The sequence below is a fragment of the Catenuloplanes japonicus genome (assembly GCF_000717135.1).
GTDB classification, from domain to species: domain Bacteria; phylum Actinomycetota; class Actinomycetes; order Mycobacteriales; family Micromonosporaceae; genus Catenuloplanes; species Catenuloplanes japonicus.
Genome location: NZ_JNXY01000005.1, coordinates 1 through 20,536 on the forward strand (window position 1 = coordinate 1; position 20,536 = coordinate 20,536).

The window sequence follows — 20,536 nt, forward strand, 5'->3', positions numbered from 1 at the left end:
CCGCGGCGGCACCGTCCTGCTCTCCTCGCACCTGCTCCGCGAGGTCGAAGCGGTCGCGGACCGGCTCGTCGTCATCGGCGGCGGACGCATCGTCGCCCAGGGCGACAAGGCGGAACTGCTCGCCGGTGGCGGGACGCTGGTGCGCGCGGTCGACCCGGCCGGGCTCGCCGCCGCGCTGGACCGGGCCGGGCTCAAGCACACCCGCACCCAGGACGGCGCTTCGCTGGTCAGCGCGGAGCCGGGTGCGATCGGCTGGGCCGCGGCCGAGAACAACGTGGTGCTGCTCGAACTCCGGCCGGCCGACGGTGCCGGGCTGGAGCAGATGTTCCTCACCCTGACCGCTACCAGCGGAGCCTCTGCTGCCGGAGTCGCTGTGAAGGAGAACGCACGATGACCGCCACCCTGCAGATGACCGAGCGGCCGGCCGTGGTGCCGGACGGCGCGGAGCGTACCCCCAGGCGGGTCTCGCTGTTGACGTTGACCGGCGTGGAGCTGCGCAAGCTCGCGGACACGCGCGCCGGGCTGTGGCTGCTGATCGTGATCGGCCTCGGCATCGTGCTCACCCACGTGGCCATGCTCGCCACGGCCGAGCCGCGCGCCGGGGCGAACTTCGCGGCGCTGATGGGGTTCGCGCAGATTCCGGTCAGCATTCTGCTGCCGGTGCTGGGCATCCTGGCGATGACCGGCGAGTTCTCCCAGCGGACCGCGATCACCACGTTCGCGCTGGTGCCGGCGCGGGGGCGGGTGCTGGCGGCGAAGCTGCTGGCCGCGGTCGTCATCGCGCTGATCACCACCGCGGTCACGGCCGGCACGTCCGCGATCGCCAACCTGGTCGCGATCGGCGTGGACGGCGACGGCTCCTGGACGCTGAAGCCGGAGGCGCTGCTCGGCTTCGTCGTGCTGGAGATCGTCTACATCCTGATGGGTTCCGCGTTCGGCGCGCTGCTGCTCAACTCGCCGCTCGCGATCGTCCTCTACTTCGTGGTGCCGACGCTGTGGACCACGCTCGGCGCGCTGGTCACATGGCTGCACAACGCGGCGGAGTGGCTGGACATGAACGCCACCTCGATGCCGATCGGCGAGGCGGGCGTGACGTCCGGCGAGTGGGCCCGGTTCGGGGTGTCCGCGCTGGTCTGGGTGGTGGTGCCGCTGGTCTGCGGCATCATCCGGATCACGCGCCGCGAGGTGAACTGAGTCCGGGGCGCCGCCCGGGGGTGGGTGGCGCCCGCCTCACGGCTGCCGGGGTCCGGTTCGGGCCCCGGCAGCCGCGTTTTCCGCAGTCTCGTCGCGGCCGCGCGGAAGGCCCTGATCCGCGCCTGCGCGGGACCGCCCGGTCACGTCGTGGTCCGGGCGGGTCCGGCACGTTCGCGCGAGACCAGCGGGATCCAGCGCGTTCGCGCGGGACCAGAGGAGCCAGCGCGAGGATCGCCGGACTCATCGCGGCCCGGCGGGGACCGATGGGCGGGTCGCGGGCATCAGGAGTGCGGCGGCCAGCGCGACCAGCGCCGCGGCCGTGAGCCAGCGGTAGGTCAGGCCGAACGCGGCCGCCCGGTCGGCGCCGCCGGTCAGCGCGCTCTGCAACAGCAGCGCCACGAGCGCGCCGCCGAAGGACGCGCCGAGCTGCTGGAAGATGCGGATCGCGGTGCTCGCGCCGGGAATCTCGGCCGGCGCCAGCACGCGGAACGGCGCGGCCATCACCGGCACCAGCGTGGCGCCGAGGCCGAGGCCGCTGACCACCAGTGCGGCCGCGATCGGCAGGCGACCGGTGTCCGGCGAAAGCCGGGTGAAGAACAGGTTCGCGAGCGCCACCAGCGTCAAGCCGGTCAGCACGATCGGTCGCGGCGGCAGCCGGTCGGTGAGCCGGCCCGCGACCACCAGCGCCACGCCCAGACCGAGCCCCTGCGGCGCGATCAGAAGGCCGGCCTCGAACGCGGTGGCGCCGCGGACCTGTTGGAAGTAGAGCGGAATCAAGGCGATCGCGCCGAACATCGCCACCCCGGACAGGAAGATCACCACGATCGGCCCGGTGAAACCGCGATGCCGGAAGAGCCGAAGATCGATCAGGGGTACGACGTGCGCCCGCGCCGCGTGGACCACGAACCCGGCCAGCAGCGCCACGCCCGCGAGCAGCGGAATCAGCATCTGCGCCGTGTCTCCGGCCCGACCGGCCTCGGCCAGGCCGTAGACCAGGGTGGCGCACCCGGCCGGCAGCAGCGCCAGGCCGACCAGGTCCGGCCTGGTGGCGGACGCGGATCGCCGCTTCGCGAGGGCTTCGCGCTCCCGGCCTTTCGCGAAGGCCGCCTCGCCGGGTACGGCAGCGCCGGGGGCAGCGGCGCCGGGTGCGGGCCGGGCCGGCTCGTGCGTGGCGGGCTCTCGCCCCGTCACGGACGTGGCATCGGCAAGCGCGGCATCACCCGACGCAGGCCGGGCCGGCACCGCGGGCGCGTCCTGCGGCAGGAAGCGGACGGCCGCGAGCAGCGCCGCGAGGCAGAACGGGATGTTGATCAGGAAGATCCAGCGCCAGCCCGCGTGGTCGAGCAGCAGGCCGCCCGCGACCGGGCCGAGCACCGGACCGAGCATGGCCGGTACGCCGAGCACGGCCATCACGCGGCCGAGCCGGTCGCGGCCGGCGGCCTGCGCGATGATCGCCTGGGAGAGCGGCAGGATCATGCCGCCGCCGATGCCCTGCACCACGCGGCCGGCGATCAGGCCACCTACGCTCCAGGCCAGGCCGCAGAGCACGGATCCGGCCAGGAAGATCGCGACCGCGAGCAGCCACATGCGGCGGGCGCCGAAGCGCGCGATCACGGCGCCGGTAGCCGGGATGGCCGCGGTCATGGCCAGCAGGTACGCGGTCCCGATCCACTGGGCGGTGGGCAGCGTGGTGTGGAGGTCGCGCAGGAAGGTCTCCAGCGCGACGTTGGTCATGGTCGCGTCCAGGCCGACGACGACACCGCCGGCCATGACGGTGAACGCGATCCGGTAGACAGGCTGCACGGGCGACTCCGATTCAGTAAACGTTTACCGCGGAATGGGCACGAAAAAGCTCACGGCCCGGTCAGGCCGTCGAGCAGCAGGTCGATCACGGCCTCGTCCGGGAGCGCCATCACGCGGGCCACCTCGGCATCGCGGGCGGCGAACACCACGCGGGCCATGATCGCGGACATCGCGGTGCCGTAGGCCAGCTCGAACGGCTGGTCGGCCCGGAACACGCCCTCGGCCTGGCCACGCTCCCAGAGCAGGCGGGCCGTCTCCGGCAGCTCCGCGGGCGAGGCGGGCGGCACCGCGGGCTCCGGCGCGAGCGCCTCGTGCACCATCAGCCGGACGAAGACCGGCCGGAGCCGGACGATCTGGAAGTAGCCGAGGAGGATCGCGCGCAGCCCCTCGTACGGCGGGAGCTCCGCGGCCTTCTCCATCACGGGCAGCCACTCGGCCGCGAGCGCGCGCTGCTGCTCCTGGATGACGGCCGTGTAGAGCCCGTCCTTGCTGCCGAAGTGGTGGTAGATCATGCGCTCGTTGACGCCGGCCGCCGCGGTGATCGCCTGGATCCGGGTGCCACGGCGCCCGTGGAGCGCGAACTCCTCGGCCGCGGCGGCGAGCAGCGCGGTGCGCGAGTCCCTCTTGTCAGCCACGCGGTAAATATTTACTTACGAACTCGTCGGGCGCAAGCGTTCCGCGAGCCTTTCGTCCTTGACCTTCATCCACCGGCCGACGACCTGGGCCAGCTCGGCCTGGGCGAAGTCGAAGAAGTCGGCCATCTCCGCGACCCGCCGCCCGGGACCGGTCTCCGCGCCGCCCGCCGCGTCCACGCCATCGGCCGCCAGGTCGGACAGCTGCTTGAGCAGCGCGTTCTTCGCGGTGGTGGCGCCGTACCACGGGTGGTCGATCGGCAGCCGGTACCGATCCGCGCGGGAGCCCTGCACGGGCTCGCGCACGACCATGCCGATGTTCGCCAGGTACCGCACCGAATTCGAGATGGCGGCCGGGCTCACGCCGAGCCGTTCCCCAGGGCAACCGGCAGAAGGTGGCGCTGGTCGCGGCGCTCTCCTCCGACGTGGAGCTGCTGCTCTTCGACGAGCCCACGTCCGGCCTGGACCCACTGATGGAGGAGGTCTTCCAGAACTGCGTGGCGGAGGAGAAGGCGCGCGGCCGCACCGTGCTGCTCTCCAGCCACATCCTGGCCGAGGTCGAGGCGCTGTGCGACCGGGTCAGCATCATCCGCAACGGCCGGACCGTCGAGACCGGCGACCGGGCCGGCGCGATCGCGCTCGGTGTGGCGCTGGCCGTGCACGGCTGGTTCTTCGCCGCGGTCGGCGCGGTCGCGGCGCAGCTCACCCAGACCGCGCCCGGCGCGCGGTGGATCGCGGTGAGCGTGCTCGGCGTCTCCTACCTGCTGCGCGCCGCCGGCGACTCCGGCGGCGCCGGGAACGGGCTCGAGTGGCTGTCCTGGCTCTCCCCCACCGGTGTGGCGCAGCGGGTACGCCCGTTCGCGGACGAGCGGTGGTGGCTGGTGGCCGTGCTGTTCGCGGCCGGCCTGGTGCTGGCCGTGGTCACCTATGCGCTGTCCGCACGGCGGGACATCGCGGCCGGGCTGCTGCCGGAACGGCTCGGACCGGCGGAGGCGGCGCGCTCGCTGCGTACCCCGCTGGCGCTGGCCTGGCGGCTGCACCGTGGCGCGATCATCGGCTGGACCGCCGGCTATGCCGCGTTCGGCGCGGCGCTGGGCGGCGCCGCGAAGTCGGCCTCGGACCAGATGAGCGACAACGCGGACTTGGAGGACATCCTGGCCCGGCTCGGCGGCACCGCCTCGATCGACGACGCGTTCCTGGCCATCTGCTTCTAAAGAATTACCTCGGGTTTGATCCTGGCCACCGTCCAGACGCGGTGCCGCCGGGCGCCGAGCGCAGTGAGCAGCAACGCGACCGCGAGGTAGGCGACCAGGATCGACGTGGCGCGGCCGACCGCCATCATGTCGCCGCCGTACATCAGGTGGCGGAGGCCGTCGACGGAGTAGCTCATCGGCAGCACGTGGTGCAGACCGTGCAGCGGCGCGGGAATCGTCTGCCACGGGAACGTGCCGCCCGCGCTGACCAGCTGCAGCACCATCAGGACCAGGCCGAGGAACTGGCCGACCGCGCCGAGCCACGCGTTGAGCATGTGGATGATCGCGATGAACGTCGCGGACGCCAGCATCATGAACGCGGCCATCCCGGCCGGGTGGGCCGGCCGGAAGCCGAGCGCGAGCATGACCACGGCGAAGAGCAGGCCCATCTGCGCGGCGCCGAGCAGCGCGGGTGCGAGCCAGCCGCCGACCGCGACGCGCAGGCCGGACTGGTTCGCCGCCATCGCGCGGTTGGAGAGCGGCCGGACCAGCAGGAACAGCACGTATCCGCCGATCCACGCGGCCAGCGAGAGGAAGAACGGGGCCAGACCGGCGCCGTAGGTCGCGGCCTCGTTCTGCCGCACGGTCTGCACGTCGACCGGGTCCGCGATCGCGCCGGCCGCGGCGGTACGGGCCTCCGCGTCCAGGTTCGGGATCGTGGCCAGCCCGGTGCGCAGCCCGGTCGCCAGGCTCTTCGCGTCCGTGGTCAGCGTGCCGAGCCCCTGTTCGAGCGTGGCGGAGCCGTCCGCGATCTTCGCGGCGCCGGTGGCGGACGTGGCCAGCCCGTCCCGGAGCGCGATCGCGCCGTCGCTGACCTTGGTGCTGCCGCCCGCGACCTGCGACGCGCCGGTCCGGAGCGTGGCCGCGTTGACCGCGGCCGTGTCGAGGCCCTGGGTGAGCGCGGGCAGCGTGGTCTTCAGCGCGGCCGCGCCGGCGCCGACCTGTTCCGCGCCGAGCGCGAGCGAGTCGAGCCGGGTGGCGAGCGCGGCCACGGTCGCGTGCGAGGCGGAGAGCGCGGTCCGGGCCGCCTCCAGCCGGTCGCCGATCTCGGTGGCCTCGTCGTCCGGCACGCCGAGCGCGCTCAGCCGTCCGGCGAGCGCGTCAGGGGATTCCAGGCTGCTCAGCGTGGCCTCGCCGGCCGCGGAGATGCCACCGGCCGCGGTGGCCGCCTCGCGTGCGCCGGCCGCGACCGAGGCCGCGCCGTCCGCCAGCGTGGTGGTGTCGCCGGGCAGCGTGGTCGTGGTGGCCCGCAGCGTGCTGAGCCCGCCGGAGAGATCCTCCGCGCCGGTGGCGAGCGTGCGCGCGCTGTCGCCGCCGGCCAGCGCGGCCGCGGCCAGGTCGCGGGCCGCGGAGAGCAGGTCGCTGCCGCCGCCGGCCAGCGCGGCGCTGCTGTCGGCCAGGTGTTCCGCGCCGGAGTGGGCCTTGTCCGCGCCGACCGCGAGCTGGTCGGCGCCGTCCGCGGCCTGCGACGTGCTCTGGTAGATGTGCTGGAAGCCGAGCAGGAACCGTTCGGCCGCGCGGGTGCCGACCTCGCGGGAGAGCGATTCCTGGATCCGGGTGGCGACCTGCGCCGCGATCGTGTGGACCACATAGTTGTTGGCGTCGTTCGTGGTCAGCACGATGGTGCCCTGGCGGGGTGCGCTGCCGCTCTGGACCGCGTCGGTGGTGGAGACCAGCGCGGCGGAGAAGTCGGCCGGGATGCGCAGCGCGAAGTCGAACTCGCCGTCCCGCACGCCGGCCTCGGCCGCCTCCGCGGTGGTGCGTTTCCAGTCGAACGTGCCGTCGGAGACGAGCTCGTCGCCGACCTGCGCGCCGGCCCGCATGAGCGTGCCGTCCGGCGTCATCGCGCCGGCGTCGTCGACGACCAGCGCGGCGGGCACACCGCCGAGCCGCCCGTACGGATCCTGGTTCGCGTAGAGGTAGAGCCCGCCGTAGAGCAGCGGGACCGCGGCCAGCGCCAGCACCACCAGCTTCGGCATGCGGCCGATGGTGAGCCTTCGCAGCTCGGAGACCGCCAGTCGGACTGCGCTCACAGCAACTCCTCGGTGTTCCGGGCTGTCGCGGCCGCGCCCAGCTCCGGGCGGCGGATCGTGCCGATGGTGAATCCGCCGGTGGCCGCCGGCGTGTCCGGGTCCGCGCCGCCGAGCCGCACCGCCCGCAGGCCGAGCAGGTCGGCGGAGGTGTCCGTGCACTGGACGACCACGCCGTATCCGCGGGCCGCGAACACGCCGGCCAGGTCCCACCAGCTGCCGGGCCCGCCGGTGTGCCGGTCCGGCAGCGTGAGCACGAGCACGCTGACGCCGGGCCGGAGCGCGGCCAGTTCGGCGAGCACGCGGGTACGCACCGGGCCCGGCACGTGCTCGGTGCGGGTCTCCGCGTAGACGAGCGCGCCGTGCCGGTCCAGCCACTCGCGGACCGCGCGGCGCCCGGCCTTCGCCCTGGCCAGGGACAGTTCCTCGCCGACCACGGCCGCGAGCGGCAGCATCTCGTCCGGTTCGCTGATGCCGGGCACGTCGACGAGCGCGACCGCGGCGCGCAGCCGCCGGCCGTCCCGGACGCCGTCCAGCGTGACCTCGCCGCTGTCCGGGTCGAGCCGGCCGCCGAGCGCCAGCGCGAGCGCGGTGTGGCCGTGGCCGGGCGGTCCGGCGACCGCGACCCGGCGGCCGGCGACCACGCCGATGCTGGTGGGGCGCAGCATGCCGGTGGCCGCGACCGCGCGGGCCTCGATGGCGACCGTGGTGACCGGCTCCTCCAGCACCACCTGCGGCAGCGTCTCGACCGCGTAGAGCCGTTCGATCTCGGGTGCGAAGAGCGCGGTGAGCAGGCCTCGGCGCGGGCGAAGCGTGGGCGTGAGGTGCCCGGCCCGGCGGGAGAGCCCGCCGGACAGGATCTCGAACCGGCGGATCTGCTCGGCCGCGGACGCGCCCGCGTTGGCGGCGTCGATCGCGATCCGGACCGCTTCGATCACGCGCGGGTCGCCGGCCGGGTCCGCGGTGTCCGGGAACGTGCGGCGGACCGCGCTCTCCTCCAGCGCGACCAGTGCGGCGACGTACGGCCGGCGCTCCCCGACCACCAGGCAGTGCGCGACCAGCGGATGCGCGCGGACCGCCTCCTCCAGCGCGACCGCGGCCACGCGACGCCCGGAGTGCAGCGTGATCATGTCGTCGACGTTGCCGAGGATCCGCAGGTAGCCGTCGTCGTCGAGCGCGCCGAGGTCGCCGGTGTGCAGCCAGCCGGACGCGTCGATCACCGGGTCGCGGTCGGCCTCGGACGGGCCGTCGTAGCCGTGGAAGACGCCCGGTCCGCGGACGAAGATCTCGCCGTCCGGGCTGACCCGCACCTCGACGCCGGGCAGCGGCGTGCCGACCGTGCCGGGGCGGTACCGCGCGGGTGTGTTGAGCGTGACCGCGGCCGTGGCCTCGGTCAGGCCGTACCCGGCGAGCAGCGGCACGCCCGCGCCCCGGTAGAGCTTGGCCAGGCGTGCGCTGACCGGCGCACCCCCGGTGATCACGCACTCCGTCCGGCCGCCGAGCGCGGTCCGCAGCGCCGCGTAGGCCCGGTCGTGCCGGGTCCGGCGCAGTCGCCCGCGCAGCCCACCGGGCGCGGCCAGGGCGGCACGTTCCGCGGCCTCGTCCGCGCCGAGGTGCCGGCCCCACAGGTGCTCGAAGAAGCGCGGCGGTGCGGCGAGCACGGCCGGCCGCAGCGACTCGATGTCCGCGAGGATCCGCTCCGGGCCGGTGTGCGCGATCCGGGCGCCGCCGATCAGCGCCGCGAGCTGCACGATCCGGCCGAACGCGTGGGACAGCGGCAGCGCGGAGAGCACGGTACGCGGCTCGCCCTCGAACAGCTGCGGCATGGCATCGCGGATCGCCTGCGCGGCCGCGTCCAGGTTCGCGTGGGTGAGCCGGCAGGCGGCGGGCCGGCCGCCGACGCCGGACGTGTAGACGATGGTGGCGACCGCGGCGGACGGCATGGCCGCGGGCGGGATCGCGCCGAGCGTGGGCACCTCCAGTGCGGACAGCGGCGTGAGCGGGCCGTCCGTGCCTGGCTGCCAGGCGTGGGCGAGGCCGGCCGCGGCGACGCGGGCGGCGAGCGCGGGGTCGTCGCCGGTGACCACGCAGGCGGTGGCGCCGCAGCAGCGCAGCATCCAGTCGAGCTGGTCGGCGGGCACCTCTTCCTGGAGCGCGACCGGGATCGCGCCGATCCACCAGGCCGCGAGGTCGGTGATCATCCACTCGCTGCCGGGTGGTCCGAGGATCGCGATCCGGTCGCCGGCGCCGAGCCCGGCCGCGAGGAGCCCGCCCGCCCGCTTGCTGATCCGGGTCTGCAGCTCGGCCGGGGTGAGGTCACGCCAGCCGGCGGAGGTCCGTTCACAGAGGAGGGCGCGCTCCGGCCACCGTTGCGCCGACACCGCCACCCCGGCAGCGTAAGACTGATTTAAGCCCTATATCGCTTGAATCGGCCTTACCGGCCTAAGCCGGAATTGGTGTGCTAGGAATCTGCTGGCGGATGCCGTTGGTGAGCCACTCCACCACCGCGTCCGGCCAGACCGGCCGGGAGAAGAGATAGCCCTGGCCGAACGGGCAGCCCATCTCCAGCAGCATCTGCCGCTGGGCGGCCTCCTCGATGCCCTCCGCGACCACGCCGAGGCTCAGGTTGTCCGCGATGCTCACGATCGCGGCCACCAGCGCACGCTGCTGCTTGCTGCTCAGGATGTCGTCGATGAACGACTTGTCGATCTTCAGGATGTCGACCGGCATCTGCCGCAGGTAGCTGAGCGAGGAGTAGCCGGTGCCGAAGTCGTCGATCGCGACCCGCACGCCCATGTCGCGCAGCCGGGCCAGGTCCTGCCAGACCGAGTCGTCGTCGCGCAGCAGCAGGCTCTCGGTGATCTCCAGCAGCAGGCGCCAGGGCGCCACGCCGCTCTCCGTGATCACGCGGGCCACGTCGTCGACGAAGCCGGGGTTGCGGAACTGCCTGGCCGAGACGTTCACGGAGACGTAGCGCAGCGGTGCGGCCGGCACCTGCTGCCGCCAGTCCGCGATCGCCAGCAGCGCCTCGCGCAGCACCCACGCGCCGATCGGCACGATCGCGCCGTTCTCCTCCGCGACCTCGATGAACTCGCCGGGCCCGATCAGGCCCCGCGTCGGGTGCTGCCAGCGGACCAGCGCCTCCAGGCCGACGATCTCCTCGCCGGCCAGGTCCACGATCGGTTGGTACTGCAGCACCAGCTGCTGGTCCTCGACCACGGTGCTGAGCGCGGCGCGCATCTCCAGCCGCTCGACCATCGCGGTGTGCAGGTCCGTGCGGTAGCGCTGGTAGCGGCTCTTGCCCGCGCCCTTGGCCACGTAGAGCGCAAGGTCGGCCTGCCGCTGCATCTCGGCCGCGTCGTGCGCCTCGACGTTCGTGGTGACGCCGATGCTGACCGCGCCGCTGAGCATGGCGCTGCCGCCGGTGTCGTACCGCAGCTCGAACGGCTCCTCACAGGCCTCCACGATCCGGGCGGCCACGTCGTCCGCCTCGGACGGCCCGTGCGACTGCTCGATCAGCACCGCGAACTCGTCGCCACCGAGCCGCGCCACGGTCTCCTGCGGGCCGACCACGCCGGCGATCCTGGCCCCGACCGCGGCCAGCAACCGGTCGCCGACGACCAGGCCGGCCGTGTCGTTGACCACCTTGAAGTCGTCGATGTCGATGAACAGCAGGCCGAGCACGGACCGGTCGCGCTGGGCGAGCGTCAGACCGTGCTCCAGCCGGTTCTGCAGCAGCAGCCGGTTCGCCAGGCCGGTCAGCGTGTCGTGGAACGCCTGGTGGGACAGGTCGCTCTCCAGCCGGCGGCGTTCCGTGACGTCGCGCATGGTCAGCACCGCGCCGCGCACGGTCGGCTCGCTGCGCATGTCCTGCAGCGTGCACTCGACCTGCACGGTCCGGCCGTCCGCCCCCAGCCCGACCAGGTCGAACGCGGCCTGGCCCAGCCCCTCGCGCAGCCGGCGCAGCGACTCCAGCAGGCGTTCGTGCTGCTCGCCCACGACCAGGTCGGTGACCGGCGTGGTGACCAGCGCGGGCGTGCCGAAGACGTCGGAGGCGGACGGGCTGGCGTACCGGATGCGGTCGTCGTCGCCGACGATCAGGATCACGTCGGAGGCGTTCTGGATCAGCGTGCGGAAGTACGACTCGCTGTTGCGCCGCGTGATCTCCGCGTTCAGCGTGATCCGGTCGATCGCCATCGTGCCCTGCGCCACCAGCGCCTCGAAGGACGGCCGCAGCCGCCACAGCACCGGCTCGCTCGCCGCCAGGTAGACCCAGGTGAACTGCGGTTTCGTCGACGCGGCCTCCGGCATCAGCGGCCCGGGAGCACGCAGCACCACCTCAAAACCGTCCAGCGGTACGTCGTGCGCCTCCGGCAGATCGGCCACCCGCCGCAGCGTCACGCCCTCCGCGAAGAACTCCTCCCGCGTCATCCCCTCGAAGATCCCGAAGCTCTCCACCAGGTACGGCTCGTCCGGCGGCATCAGCTCCGCCACCGCGGCCCGGACCGCGTCCGCGACGTCCGCCGGCGTGGCCGCCGAGACCAGGCGCGTCCCGGCCTCGCGCAGCGCCCGCTCCCGGCCGCTGATCCGTCGATGGTCCGCGAGCAGCCCGGCCAGCCTGCCGATGACCAGCAGGAACATCAGCGCGGAGAACGCCGCGATGATCGGGGCGTCGGAGACCACGCCGTCCAGGTTCTCGAAGACCAGCACGGCGGGCGCGACCAGCGCGGCCGCCACCAGCATGGCGAGCCGCCGCGGCCCGGCCACCCGGTCCGCGAACCGGCCCACGGTGTGCTCGGTGAGCCGGGTCATCGACGGGTCCAGCGCTGCGTACCCGAGCATCGAGTAGAAGTAGACCCAGCCCAGGTCGACCGGGCCGCCGGTGTGCCAGTCCTGGCTGAGCTGGTTGAGCCCGTAGATCAGGTCGGTGGCGAGCAGGCCGGCCACGCCGAACGTGAGCGCGCCGATCGCGACGTGCCGGGTGCCGGGCGCGCTGAGCAGCCGTAGCAGCATGGCGAGCGCGACCATGTCGCCGAACGGGTAGCCGATCGACGCGAGCTTCTCCGCCGTGCTCAGGTCCACGTCCCGCACGAACGGTCCGATCCAGACCATCCAGACCAGCAGCCCGATCGCGCAGGTGGGGACGAGCGCGTCGAGCAGCGCGGCCCGGTCGTCCGCACCGGAGCGAAACCGAATGAAGATCAAGAGCGCAGAGGCCAGCAGGGGGTACGACAGCAGGTAGAACCCGTCCGCCGGCGACGGAAACTGATTGCCGGGCAGCAGGTTGTAGATCGCGTCGCCGACCGCGAACGTGACCAGCACGCCGGAGAGCAGAAACCACGGCAGCCGGCGCGCCGGCCGGTTGAGCACCACGCCGAGCACCACCGCGGTCGCGCCGGAAAGCCCGAGCGTCGCCCAGAGCGCGGTGCCGTACGCCGGGAACGCGTAGTACGCCGCCGCCAGCGCGACCATCCACACCGCGAAGCAGGCACGAGCTACTCGCGTGGCCATCAGCTCTCCGTTCCGACATTGCCGCTGATTGCCATTTCGGTAGCAATCCGGTCAAACTTGATGAAAATCCACCTAGTTCGATCGGCACCTCACCGGCACGCTCGGATACTGCCCACAGGACGGCGGCACCGCGGACTATCTGCTGCCCGAGGAGCACTTCGTGCTGGCCGGCGCCGGGCGGACGCGCCGGCCGAGGGCCGGGCACGGGCCGGCGCGCTGGACCGGCGGCCGGACCGTGGCGCCCAGGCACGGCACCTGTCCGGCGGCACCCGGCAGAAGCTCAACCTGACCATGGCCGGGCTGGGAACCCGGCCGCGCTCTTCTCCGGCAACGCGGCACGTGGCCTGGAGCCCCGGCTCCGGCTGGGCGGCTACCGGCCGGTCGAACTGCTGGCCGGCCGGCTGCTGGCGCTGTGGCTGGCCGGCGCCGTGATCACGATCCCCTGCCTGCTGCTGGTGCGGCTGGATCAGCACGAGGTCCGGCACGTCGCGATCCTCGTGATCATGGTGCTCACGGTCGCGGTCGCGGCGCCGTTCGGCCTTGCCGCCGCGGCCGTGCTGCCCCGCGAGCCGGAGGGCACGTTGATCCTCATGCTGGTGGTGACGCTGCAGATGATGATCGGCCCGGCTGCTGCCGTTCTGGTTCAGCCCGGAGATCGCCGCCTACGCGCTCGGCCAGGCGGATGCGGGGCACCTCGGCCCGCGGCCTGCCGCACGGGGTGGCGGCGACGGCCGTGCTGACCGCCGCCGCCCTGACCCGGGTGCGATCAGCCCGCCGGCTGCCGCCAGACCGTGACGTGTCCGGTCATTTCTTCTGCGTCCAGACCTCTTCGTCCAGCCACTTCGCGTGCGACTCCCACGCGGCCTGCTTCGTGCAGCCGAGCGACTGTCCGATTTGGGCCCACGATGCGCCCGCCTTCCGCGCGGTGCGCACGTCGAGCTGACGGCCGCAGGTCGCCTTGCGCGCGATCAGCTCACCGAGCGCCAGCAGCTCCAGCGCCTCCTCGTCCGAGAGCGGCAGCAGGCCGGGTTGGTCCACATAGGAAGAAGCCGAGGCCAGTGCATCCCTTGTGCGCAGAATGTCGTACCGGGCAACGGCGGTCAGCAGGGTGTACTCGTACTCGAGATCATCCGGCGCAGGCATGTCTCCAGGGTGCCGTCAAGACGCCTTGACAGCAACCGATTCCCACGTCAGAAAACAGACCAAACCCCTTGAAAATCCATGCAGGGGTACGCGGAGAGTCCGCGACCGAAAGCGATCAGTTCGGCCCCCGACCGCCGGATCGAATCATGCGCATCGCTTTCTCCGCCCGCTTCTGCCGTGTCTCCGCCTTTTTCGCCGCGCCGATCCACTCCGCGTACTCCCGCCGATGGCTGTGCGACAGCCGGTCATAGGCGAGCCGCATCTCCGGATCCGCCCCCAGCGCCACGGCCAGCTCCACCGGCTCCTCCACCACCCGCGGCGACGCATCCAGCACCACCGTGACCTGCACCGCATCCCCCGGCGCCAGCCCCAGATCGTTCAGCCTCGACGTCCGCAACGCGATCCAGCCCCGGCCGCCGTAGTGGGCAACCGTCGCATGAAACGGCTCACGCCCCTCGAACGTCACGACCACCTGCGCGCGGGACCGCCCGAAAACCTCACGCGCGTCGAACGGCAGCGGCACCGCCGCACCCGGCCCCTCGTCAAGGGCCTCCACAATCCCGTCGAACGTCCGACTCGACATGGACCGGAGTCTGCCCCATCCACGGCACACGCGCCTCCCTTTGCCCCGGAGCGAACTGCGCCAATGCCGCGCCTCCGTAGGCACAAGCCGGGCGCGCGCATCCTCAAGCGCGGGCAGCGTGCCACACACCCGATATTTCTGCATTTATTGAGCTTTTGCGGCGAGAGCCGCCCCCGCCGCGATCAACCGGAGCGGATGCGGACGCCGAAAGCTCAGTAATCGCGACGGTCCCAGACCCCGCACCGAAAGCTGACGGAAAATAGGCCCACCACGAAACCGAAGCCGAAAGATGTTCACCCCCTACGAGGCATCACCCGAAGGTGCCTGAAGACTCAGAACCAGCCACCGCAGCCGGCAAACCCTCGCGCGAAGTCGCTCTCAGACCAGCGCCTCCAGGAAACGAACCGCATCAGCCGGACCGGGCAGCGACGCCCAGCGGGCGCGGAACTCCCGCGCAGCACCGCGATAGCGCGCATCCGCGAGCACGGTGGCAGCCTCCCCCGCGGCCTGCTCCGGCGTGACGTTCTCCGCATCCAGCACCCGGCCGAGCCCGAGCTCAGCAACCCTGGCCGCATTGTCCGGCTGGTCCGCACCCATCGGCGCCACCAGCATCGGCAGGCCGTGCGCCAGCGCGCCGAGCACGCTCCCGGAACCGCCGTGCGAGACCACCAGGTCACAGCGCGGCAGCACCTCATCCTGCGGCACGAACCGCTCAAGGCGCACATTCGCCGGCTGCGGACCGAACACGGCCGGATCGATCTGCCCGCCCACGGTCATCACCAGGTCCACCGGCAGCTCACGCAGGCCGGCCAGCACGCGCTCGAACAGGTCGCCGGACTCGACGTTGAACTCCGTACCCAGGGTGAAGTAGATCAAAGGCCTTTGATCTGCCTTCGACAGCTCAGGCAGAGACCCGGCCGGCCTGATTCCGCGACCGTTCCCCGGCAGCGGGAACGCCGGGTCGCGGAAGCCGGGCGGCACCGGCTCCAGCACCAGGTGCCGGCCGAGCATGGCCAGGCCGTGGCTCGGCGGCAGGCCGGACTCGGCCCGGACCTCGTCGATCGCGTCCGCCAGGTAGCCGTCCTGGAAGAACGTGCCGGCCGCGAGCACGATCACGGTCGCGTACGGCAGGCCCAGGCGCTCCGCCGTGATCATCGCGCCGAAGTCTGCCTCGTCGCAGACGATCAGGTCCGGCTGCCAGGCCGTGGCGCGGTCCGGGAGGTAGGTGACGCGTTCCCGGACGGCCTTGCGGACGAAGTGTTCGATGACGACGCGCCGTTCCCGCGCCAGATCGAGCGGGGCCAGCGGCTCCCGCTCGGCTTCCTTGCCGGGCCCGGCACCGGCCGCCGGCTCATCGCCGAGGAGATCGAAACCGGCGCGGCGCACGGCATCCGCCCGCTGCGGAGCACAGTGGAACGCGACCGTGTGCCCGGCCTGCCCGGCCTCGCGCGCGATCGGCACCAGCGGCAGGAAATGTCCCGTCCCGCCGGCGAAGGAGAAGAGGATACGCATCCCGGCATCTTATTATATGAGAGATGCTTCTCGCATAACGAGATTCCGGGTCTATCGTCGAGGCATGTCAGCCGTCTACACCCACGGTCATCACGAGTCGGTCCTGCGCTCCCACCGCTGGCGCACCGCGGACAACTCGGCCGCCTACCTGCTGCCCCACCTGCGCCCCGGCCAGACGCTGCTCGACATCGGCGCCGGCCCCGGCACCATCACCATGGACCTGGCCGCGCTCGTCGCCCCGGGCCGCGTCACCGCCACCGAGATCAGCGAGGAGGCGCTGGCGCTCTCCCGCGCCGAGGCCTCGGCGCGGGGCGTGGGCACGGTCGATTTCACCACCGCCGACGTGCACGCGCTGCCCTTCCCGGACGACGCGTTCGACGTGGTCCACGCCCACCAGGTCCTCCAGCACGTCGCCGACCCGGTCCGCGCGCTCGCCGAGATGCGCCGCGTCTGCCGGCCCGGCGGCATCGTCGCCGCGCGCGACAGCGACTACGAGCACTTCGCCTGGTTCCCCGCGGTCCCCGAGCTCGACGAGTGGCTGGCGCTCTACCGCAGCACCGCCCGCGCCAACGGTGGCGAGCCCGACGCCGGCCGACGTCTGCTCTCCTGGGCCCGCGCCGCCGGCTTCACCGACATCACGCCCGGCGCGTCCGTCTGGTGTTACACCGCCGAGGACGATCGTCGCTGGTGGGGCGCGCTCTGGTCGGACCGGATCGTCAAGTCCGACATGGCCCGACAGATCCTCGCCGCCGGCACCGCCACCCCCGCCGACCTGCAGCGCCTCTCCGCCGGCTGGCGCGCCTGGTCGGACTCCCCCGACGCCTGGTTCAGCATCCTCCACGGCGAGATCCTCTGCCGCGCCTGAGCACGCGGGGTCACCTGCCGGTTCTCGCCGGCACCGGTGCCAGGTGGTGCGGGGAGGGCCCGATGCCGGCGAGAAGCTGTAACGGCGTTCCGTCGAACATAGTCCATCAAAAATGCATTCAAATCCAGCCGGTACGCGTATCAGAACCGAATGGGCAGAGCCCCACAGAAACCCACACCACAATCACCACAAGTGGAAATCAATAGCCACTCCCGCGGACATTCACCCTGCTGGGAGCCGGTTCCGCCGCCGCCGGCCCCATTCTCCACAATGCATCGATGAATTGTCATGACACAAACTCACGGGGCCCAGGTCAACACCGCAACGAAAGCCGGCGACCGCCCCGCACGGGCGCCACTCCAGCCTCACCTCGACGGCTGCGCGCGTCTCGCCGGGATGCCGCCGTGCACCGGCATGAGCCGGCCGGCCGGATCCGGCGGCGCACCCACCTCACGGTGCCGGCCGCTCGGCTCGCAACGCTGATCGCCGCGCCGGTCGGCAGGCCGGGCTGACGAAGAAATCCGGCGGTGGACCACCGGGCGGGTCTTTGGTGACCAGCCACGGATCCGCGGCCGCGGGAGCCGCGGGAAGGGGGCACGCCGGGAGTGGGAAATCTGGAATTCTGGGTTGGGGAAAGGGGGCGGCCGGCTCTTCCTCCGGAAGAGCCGGCCGCTTTGTGGCTGGTCAGAGCGTGACGGCGCCGTAGAGCGGGAACGGGGCCAGCAGCTCGGTGGCCTGCTTCGACACGCGGCCGGAGATGGCCGGGTCGAGGGTGAACTTGGCCTTGGAGGTGGCGTCCGGGGTCGTCTGGGTGAGGACGGTGTGGATCAGGTCGGCGATCTGGTCCATCTCGGCGGTGCCGAGGCCGCGGGTGGTGAGCGCGGGGGTGCCGACGCGGATGCCGGAGGTGTACCAGGCGCCGTTCGGGTCGTTGGGGATGCTGTTGCGGTTGGTGACGATGCCGGAGTCGAGCAGGGCCTGCTCGGCCTGGCGGCCGGTGAGGCCGAAGCCGTGCACGTCGATCAGGACCAGGTGGTTGTCGGTGCCGCCGGAGACGACGGTGGCGCCGCGCTTCATCAGGCCCTCGGCCAGCGCCTGCGAGTTGTCGACGATCCGCTGGGCGTAGTCGGCGAACTCAGGCTTGCGGGCCTCGGCGAGCGCGACGGCCTTCGCGCCCATGACGTGGGCGAGCGGGCCGCCGAGGACCATCGGGCAGCCGCGGTCGACCTGGTCGGCGAGCTCGGGCTGGCAGAGGACCATGCCGCCGCGCGGGCCGCGCAGGGACTTGTGCGTGGTGGTCGTGACGATGTGCGCGTGCGGGATCGGGTCGAAGTCGCCGGTGAAGACCTTGCCGGCGACGAGACCGGCGAAGTGCGCCATGTCGACCATGAACGTGGCGCCGACCTCGTCGGCGATCTCCCGCATGATGCGGAAATTCACCTTCCGGGGGTACGCCGAGTAGCCGCCGACGATCACGGCCGGCTTGAAGTCCTTCGCGCTGGCGCGGAGGCCGTCGTAGTCGATCTGGCCGGTCGCCGGGTCGACACCGTAGGAACGCTGGTCGAACATCTTGCCGGAGATGTTCGGCCGGAAGCCGTGGGTGAGGTGGCCGCCGGCGTCCAGCGACATGCCCATCAGGCGCTGGTTACCGAACGCGGCGCGCATCTCGGCCCACTCGGCATCGGTCAGGTCGTTGATCTGGCGCTTCTCGAACTTCTTCAGCATCGGCGCCTCGACCCGGTCGGCGAGGATCGCCCAGTACGCCACCAGGTTCGCGTCGATGCCGGAGTGCGGCTGGACGTAGGCGTGCGGCGCGCCGAACAGGGCCTTCGCGTGCTCGGCCGCGACGGACTCGACGGTGTCGACGTTCTGGCAGCCGGCGTAGAAGCGGCGGCCGATCGTGCCCTCCGCGTACTTGTCGGAGAACCAGTTACCCATCGCCAGCAGCACGGCCGGGGAGGCGTAGTTCTCGGACGCGATCAGCTTCAGCGACTCGCGCTGGTCGGTCAGCTCGGACGCGATCGCATCGGCCACGCGGGGCTCGACGGCGCGGATGACCTCGAGCGCGGCACGGAAAGCGGTCGACTCAGCGTTCAACTCGGACATTGGACCTCCCTATCACAGGTGGAAGAGGCCCAGGCGCGCGGCAGACGCCCGGTGCGGGCGGGACCGCTCCCCGATGGTTGATCCATCTGACAGCGCCAGTCACGGTCCGCCTCGGAGCATACCCGCTGCTTCGGCGCCGAGGGCCAGGCTCGATGATGAATTCATGCGTGAGGTCACCATCAGCGACGACATGATCCGGCTCGGGCAGTTTCTCAAGCTCGCAGACGTGATCGAGGCCGGTTCGGACGTGAAGTATCTCCTCGGTTCCGAGCGGGTCACGGTCAACGGCGAACCGGAGAACCGGCGGGGACGCCAACTCTTCCGCGGCGATATCGTGACGGTAGGTGACGATATTTCACTGGTCGTGGCATAGCGCGTCGGTGAACTCGGCAAGCGTGCCGTTCCACAACACGTCCGCGACCTGGGTCAGCAGGATGCCGACCGTGTTCCGCGCGGGCACATTGCACCAGAACGTGCCGTACCCGCCGGGCCAGCCGTACTCGTCCGCGGTCACGCTCAGTCCGTAACCCCAGCCGGAGCCGTCCAGCAGCGCGCCGCCGGCCGTGATCTGCGCGTCCGTCAGATGGTTCGTGGTCATCGCCGCGACCGAGCCGGGACTCAGGACCGGCACGCCGCCCGCCAGCATCATCCGCCCGAACCGCAGCAGGTCGTCCGCGGTCGAGACCAGACCGGCGGCCGCGCTCGGGAACACCGGCGGGACGCTCCACTCCGCGCTCGTGGACCCGGGACGCGGCTCCCCGCTCAGATAGAGGTCCGGCAGCCGGGCCGCCTGCGCCTCCGGCAGGTCGAAGCCGGTGCTCCGCATGCCCAGCGGCCCCAGCAGGCGCTCCTCGGCCACGTCCGGCAGCGGCTTCCCCGTGGCCCGGGAGATCAGCACGCCGAGCACGATCCCGGACGTGTTGTACTGCCACGCCTCGCCCGGCTGCGTCATCAGCGGCAGCGTGCCGAAACGGCGGATCCACTCGTCCGGCGCGTGCGGCGTGCGCGGATCCGGCTCGGCCAGCGTCAGCCCCAGCCGCTTGCCCTCGTTGACGATCGGGAAGTCGGGATCATAAGGCTCGAAGATCAACCCATGACCCATGCGGTACGTCAGCACGTCCTCGACCGTGATCGGGCGCGACGCCGGAACCGTGTCATCGAGCGGCCCGTCCAGATTCCTCAGGACCCGCCGGTCGGCCAACTCCGGCAACAACTCGTCCACCCGCTGGTCCAGACGCAGCGTGCCGTCCTCGACCAGCGTCAGCGCCACCGCCGCCATGAGCGGCTTCGTGGTCGAGGCGATCCGGAACGGCGTATCCCGCTCCATCGGCGTGCCGCCGCCGAACGCGGTCACCCCGACCGCATCGATCCACTCCGAATCCGGGCCGGCGACCACCGACACGTACCCCGGCAGCTCCCCGTTCGACATGCGGGCGGCCAGCGCCGCGCGAATCCGCTCCCTCATACCTCCGACCGTAGTGGCTGTAGTTTCGTTTCATGGGCACCTACCTCGGCAGCGCCACGCTGATCGCCTCCGACGGCAACGCAGCCTCCGTCAAACACGCCAGCCTCCGCACCCGCCGCGACGCCGCCACCGGCCTCGTCACCTGGTCCGGCACGCTCGACCTCAGCGACAGCGAGATCACCGGCCTGCTGCTCACCACCGGCGAGGGCACCCTCCGCCTGCCCGACGGCACCGAGGCCTCCGTCCAGGTGTCCGCCGGCGGCACGTTCACCGGGATCGCTTTCGCCTCCTAGCGCGCCGCCTCCAGCTACCCGGCCCGGGATACGGGTCGGGTAGCATGAGCAGCCGCGCCCTCGTAGCTCAGGGGATAGAGCATCGGTTTCCTAAACCGTGTGTCGCAGGTTCGAATCCTGCCGGGGGCACCCAGGTCACAGCCTTG

At 72.2% G+C, this 20,536-nt stretch carries 16 protein-coding genes, 1 tRNA gene, 2 pseudogenes and 1 riboswitch; of the genes and pseudogenes, 8 read left to right on the top strand and 11 right to left on the bottom strand.

The genetic code is table 11. From position 1 onward, the window contains the following. Positions 1-394, top strand: a pseudogene (locus OP04_RS54555) (ABC transporter ATP-binding protein); the annotation flags it as partial. Next, positions 391-1,194: an ABC transporter permease gene (locus OP04_RS09075; RefSeq protein WP_232323518.1), complete on the top strand. Its 804-nt coding sequence runs from the start codon at positions 391-393 to the stop codon at positions 1,192-1,194. The pseudogene OP04_RS54555 and the gene OP04_RS09075, both read left to right, overlap by 4 nt. A 240-nt stretch (positions 1,195-1,434) precedes the next feature. Here the strand turns inward: OP04_RS09075 and OP04_RS48420 are convergent, their stop codons facing one another. The 3 genes from OP04_RS48420 to OP04_RS09095 are packed head-to-tail and all read right to left on the bottom strand — an operon-like array spanning position 1,435 to position 3,992. Further along, complete coding sequence (locus OP04_RS48420) at positions 1,435-2,997, bottom strand: MDR family MFS transporter (RefSeq protein ID WP_051797308.1); 1,563 nt, start codon at positions 2,995-2,997, stop codon at positions 1,435-1,437. A 50-nt stretch (positions 2,998-3,047) separates the two neighbouring features. After that, positions 3,048-3,632, bottom strand: coding sequence for a TetR/AcrR family transcriptional regulator (locus tag OP04_RS49415; RefSeq protein WP_051797310.1), 585 nt, complete (start codon positions 3,630-3,632; stop codon positions 3,048-3,050). A 15-nt stretch (positions 3,633-3,647) separates the two neighbouring features. Next, positions 3,648-3,992, bottom strand: a complete 345-nt coding sequence (locus tag OP04_RS09095) for a hypothetical protein (RefSeq protein ID WP_051797312.1) — start codon at positions 3,990-3,992, stop codon at positions 3,648-3,650. A gap of 2 nt (positions 3,993-3,994) precedes the next feature. Between OP04_RS09095 and OP04_RS54560 the strand changes: the two are divergent. Beyond that, positions 3,995-4,246, top strand: a pseudogene (locus OP04_RS54560) (AAA family ATPase); the annotation flags it as partial. 593 nt (positions 4,247-4,839) lie between these two features. Here the strand turns inward: OP04_RS54560 and OP04_RS09105 are convergent. The 3 genes from OP04_RS09105 to OP04_RS09115 are packed head-to-tail and all read right to left on the bottom strand — an operon-like array spanning position 4,840 to position 12,423. Next, complete coding sequence (locus OP04_RS09105) at positions 4,840-6,915, bottom strand: YhgE/Pip domain-containing protein (protein WP_033339137.1); 2,076 nt, start codon at positions 6,913-6,915, stop codon at positions 4,840-4,842. Then, entirely contained in the window at positions 6,912-9,299 is a 2,388-nt protein-coding gene (locus OP04_RS49420; protein ID WP_051797316.1) for an AMP-binding protein, read from the bottom strand. Before OP04_RS49420 ends, OP04_RS09105 begins: the two co-directional genes overlap by 4 nt. A 55-nt stretch (positions 9,300-9,354) precedes the next feature. Beyond that, positions 9,355-12,423, bottom strand: coding sequence for a putative bifunctional diguanylate cyclase/phosphodiesterase (locus OP04_RS09115; RefSeq protein WP_051797318.1), 3,069 nt, complete (start codon positions 12,421-12,423; stop codon positions 9,355-9,357). A 428-nt stretch (positions 12,424-12,851) separates the two neighbouring features. Here OP04_RS09115 and OP04_RS48425 point away from each other — a divergent pair, with 428 nt between their 5' ends. Continuing rightward, on the top strand, positions 12,852-13,163 hold the full coding sequence (locus OP04_RS48425) for a hypothetical protein (RefSeq protein WP_051797320.1): 312 nt from the start codon (positions 12,852-12,854) through the stop codon (positions 13,161-13,163). Positions 13,164-13,227: 64 nt separating this feature from the next. Here OP04_RS48425 and OP04_RS09125 read toward each other — a convergent pair whose 3' ends face one another. From OP04_RS09125 to OP04_RS09135, 3 genes are all read right to left on the bottom strand, one after another. Continuing rightward, positions 13,228-13,566, bottom strand: a complete 339-nt coding sequence (locus OP04_RS09125) for a hypothetical protein (RefSeq protein ID WP_033339138.1) — start codon at positions 13,564-13,566, stop codon at positions 13,228-13,230. A 115-nt stretch (positions 13,567-13,681) separates the two neighbouring features. Beyond that, the gene (locus OP04_RS09130; RefSeq protein ID WP_051797322.1) at positions 13,682-14,149 is read right to left on the bottom strand and encodes a YdeI/OmpD-associated family protein; all 468 of its coding nucleotides are present in this window, start codon (positions 14,147-14,149) and stop codon (positions 13,682-13,684) included. A 378-nt stretch (positions 14,150-14,527) separates the two neighbouring features. Further along, positions 14,528-15,661: a glycosyltransferase gene (locus tag OP04_RS09135; protein WP_033339139.1), complete on the bottom strand. Its 1,134-nt coding sequence runs from the start codon at positions 15,659-15,661 to the stop codon at positions 14,528-14,530. Positions 15,662-15,725: 64 nt separating this feature from the next. On the opposite strand from OP04_RS09135, the gene OP04_RS09140 reads away from it, so the two are divergent. Then, positions 15,726-16,526, top strand: a complete 801-nt coding sequence (locus OP04_RS09140) for a class I SAM-dependent methyltransferase (protein ID WP_033339140.1) — start codon at positions 15,726-15,728, stop codon at positions 16,524-16,526. A gap of 684 nt (positions 16,527-17,210) precedes the next feature. Here the strand turns inward: OP04_RS09140 and OP04_RS09145 are convergent. Continuing rightward, the gene (locus tag OP04_RS09145) at positions 17,211-18,632 is read right to left on the bottom strand and encodes a glycine hydroxymethyltransferase (RefSeq protein WP_033339141.1); all 1,422 of its coding nucleotides are present in this window, start codon (positions 18,630-18,632) and stop codon (positions 17,211-17,213) included. Between the two features lie 20 nt (positions 18,633-18,652). After that, positions 18,653-18,745, bottom strand: a riboswitch (ZMP/ZTP riboswitch). Positions 18,746-18,795: 50 nt separating this feature from the next. On the opposite strand from OP04_RS09145, the gene OP04_RS09150 reads away from it, so the two are divergent. Continuing rightward, complete coding sequence (locus OP04_RS09150; protein WP_033339142.1) at positions 18,796-19,005, top strand: RNA-binding S4 domain-containing protein; 210 nt, start codon at positions 18,796-18,798, stop codon at positions 19,003-19,005. Here the strand turns inward: OP04_RS09150 and OP04_RS09155 are convergent. After that, on the bottom strand, positions 18,988-20,097 hold the full coding sequence (locus OP04_RS09155) for a serine hydrolase domain-containing protein (RefSeq protein WP_033339143.1): 1,110 nt from the start codon (positions 20,095-20,097) through the stop codon (positions 18,988-18,990). The two genes, OP04_RS09150 and OP04_RS09155, sit on opposite strands and share 18 nt — an antisense overlap. Positions 20,098-20,129: 32 nt before the next feature. On the opposite strand from OP04_RS09155, the gene OP04_RS09160 reads away from it, so the two are divergent. Together OP04_RS09160 and OP04_RS09165 are read left to right on the top strand one after the other, a co-directional pair. Then, a complete protein-coding gene (locus OP04_RS09160) occupies positions 20,130-20,390 on the top strand; it encodes a hypothetical protein (protein WP_033339144.1) in 261 nt (86 codons plus the stop codon). Positions 20,391-20,446: 56 nt separating this feature from the next. Next, positions 20,447-20,519, top strand: a tRNA-Arg gene (locus tag OP04_RS09165). Positions 20,520-20,536 lie beyond the last annotated feature (17 nt).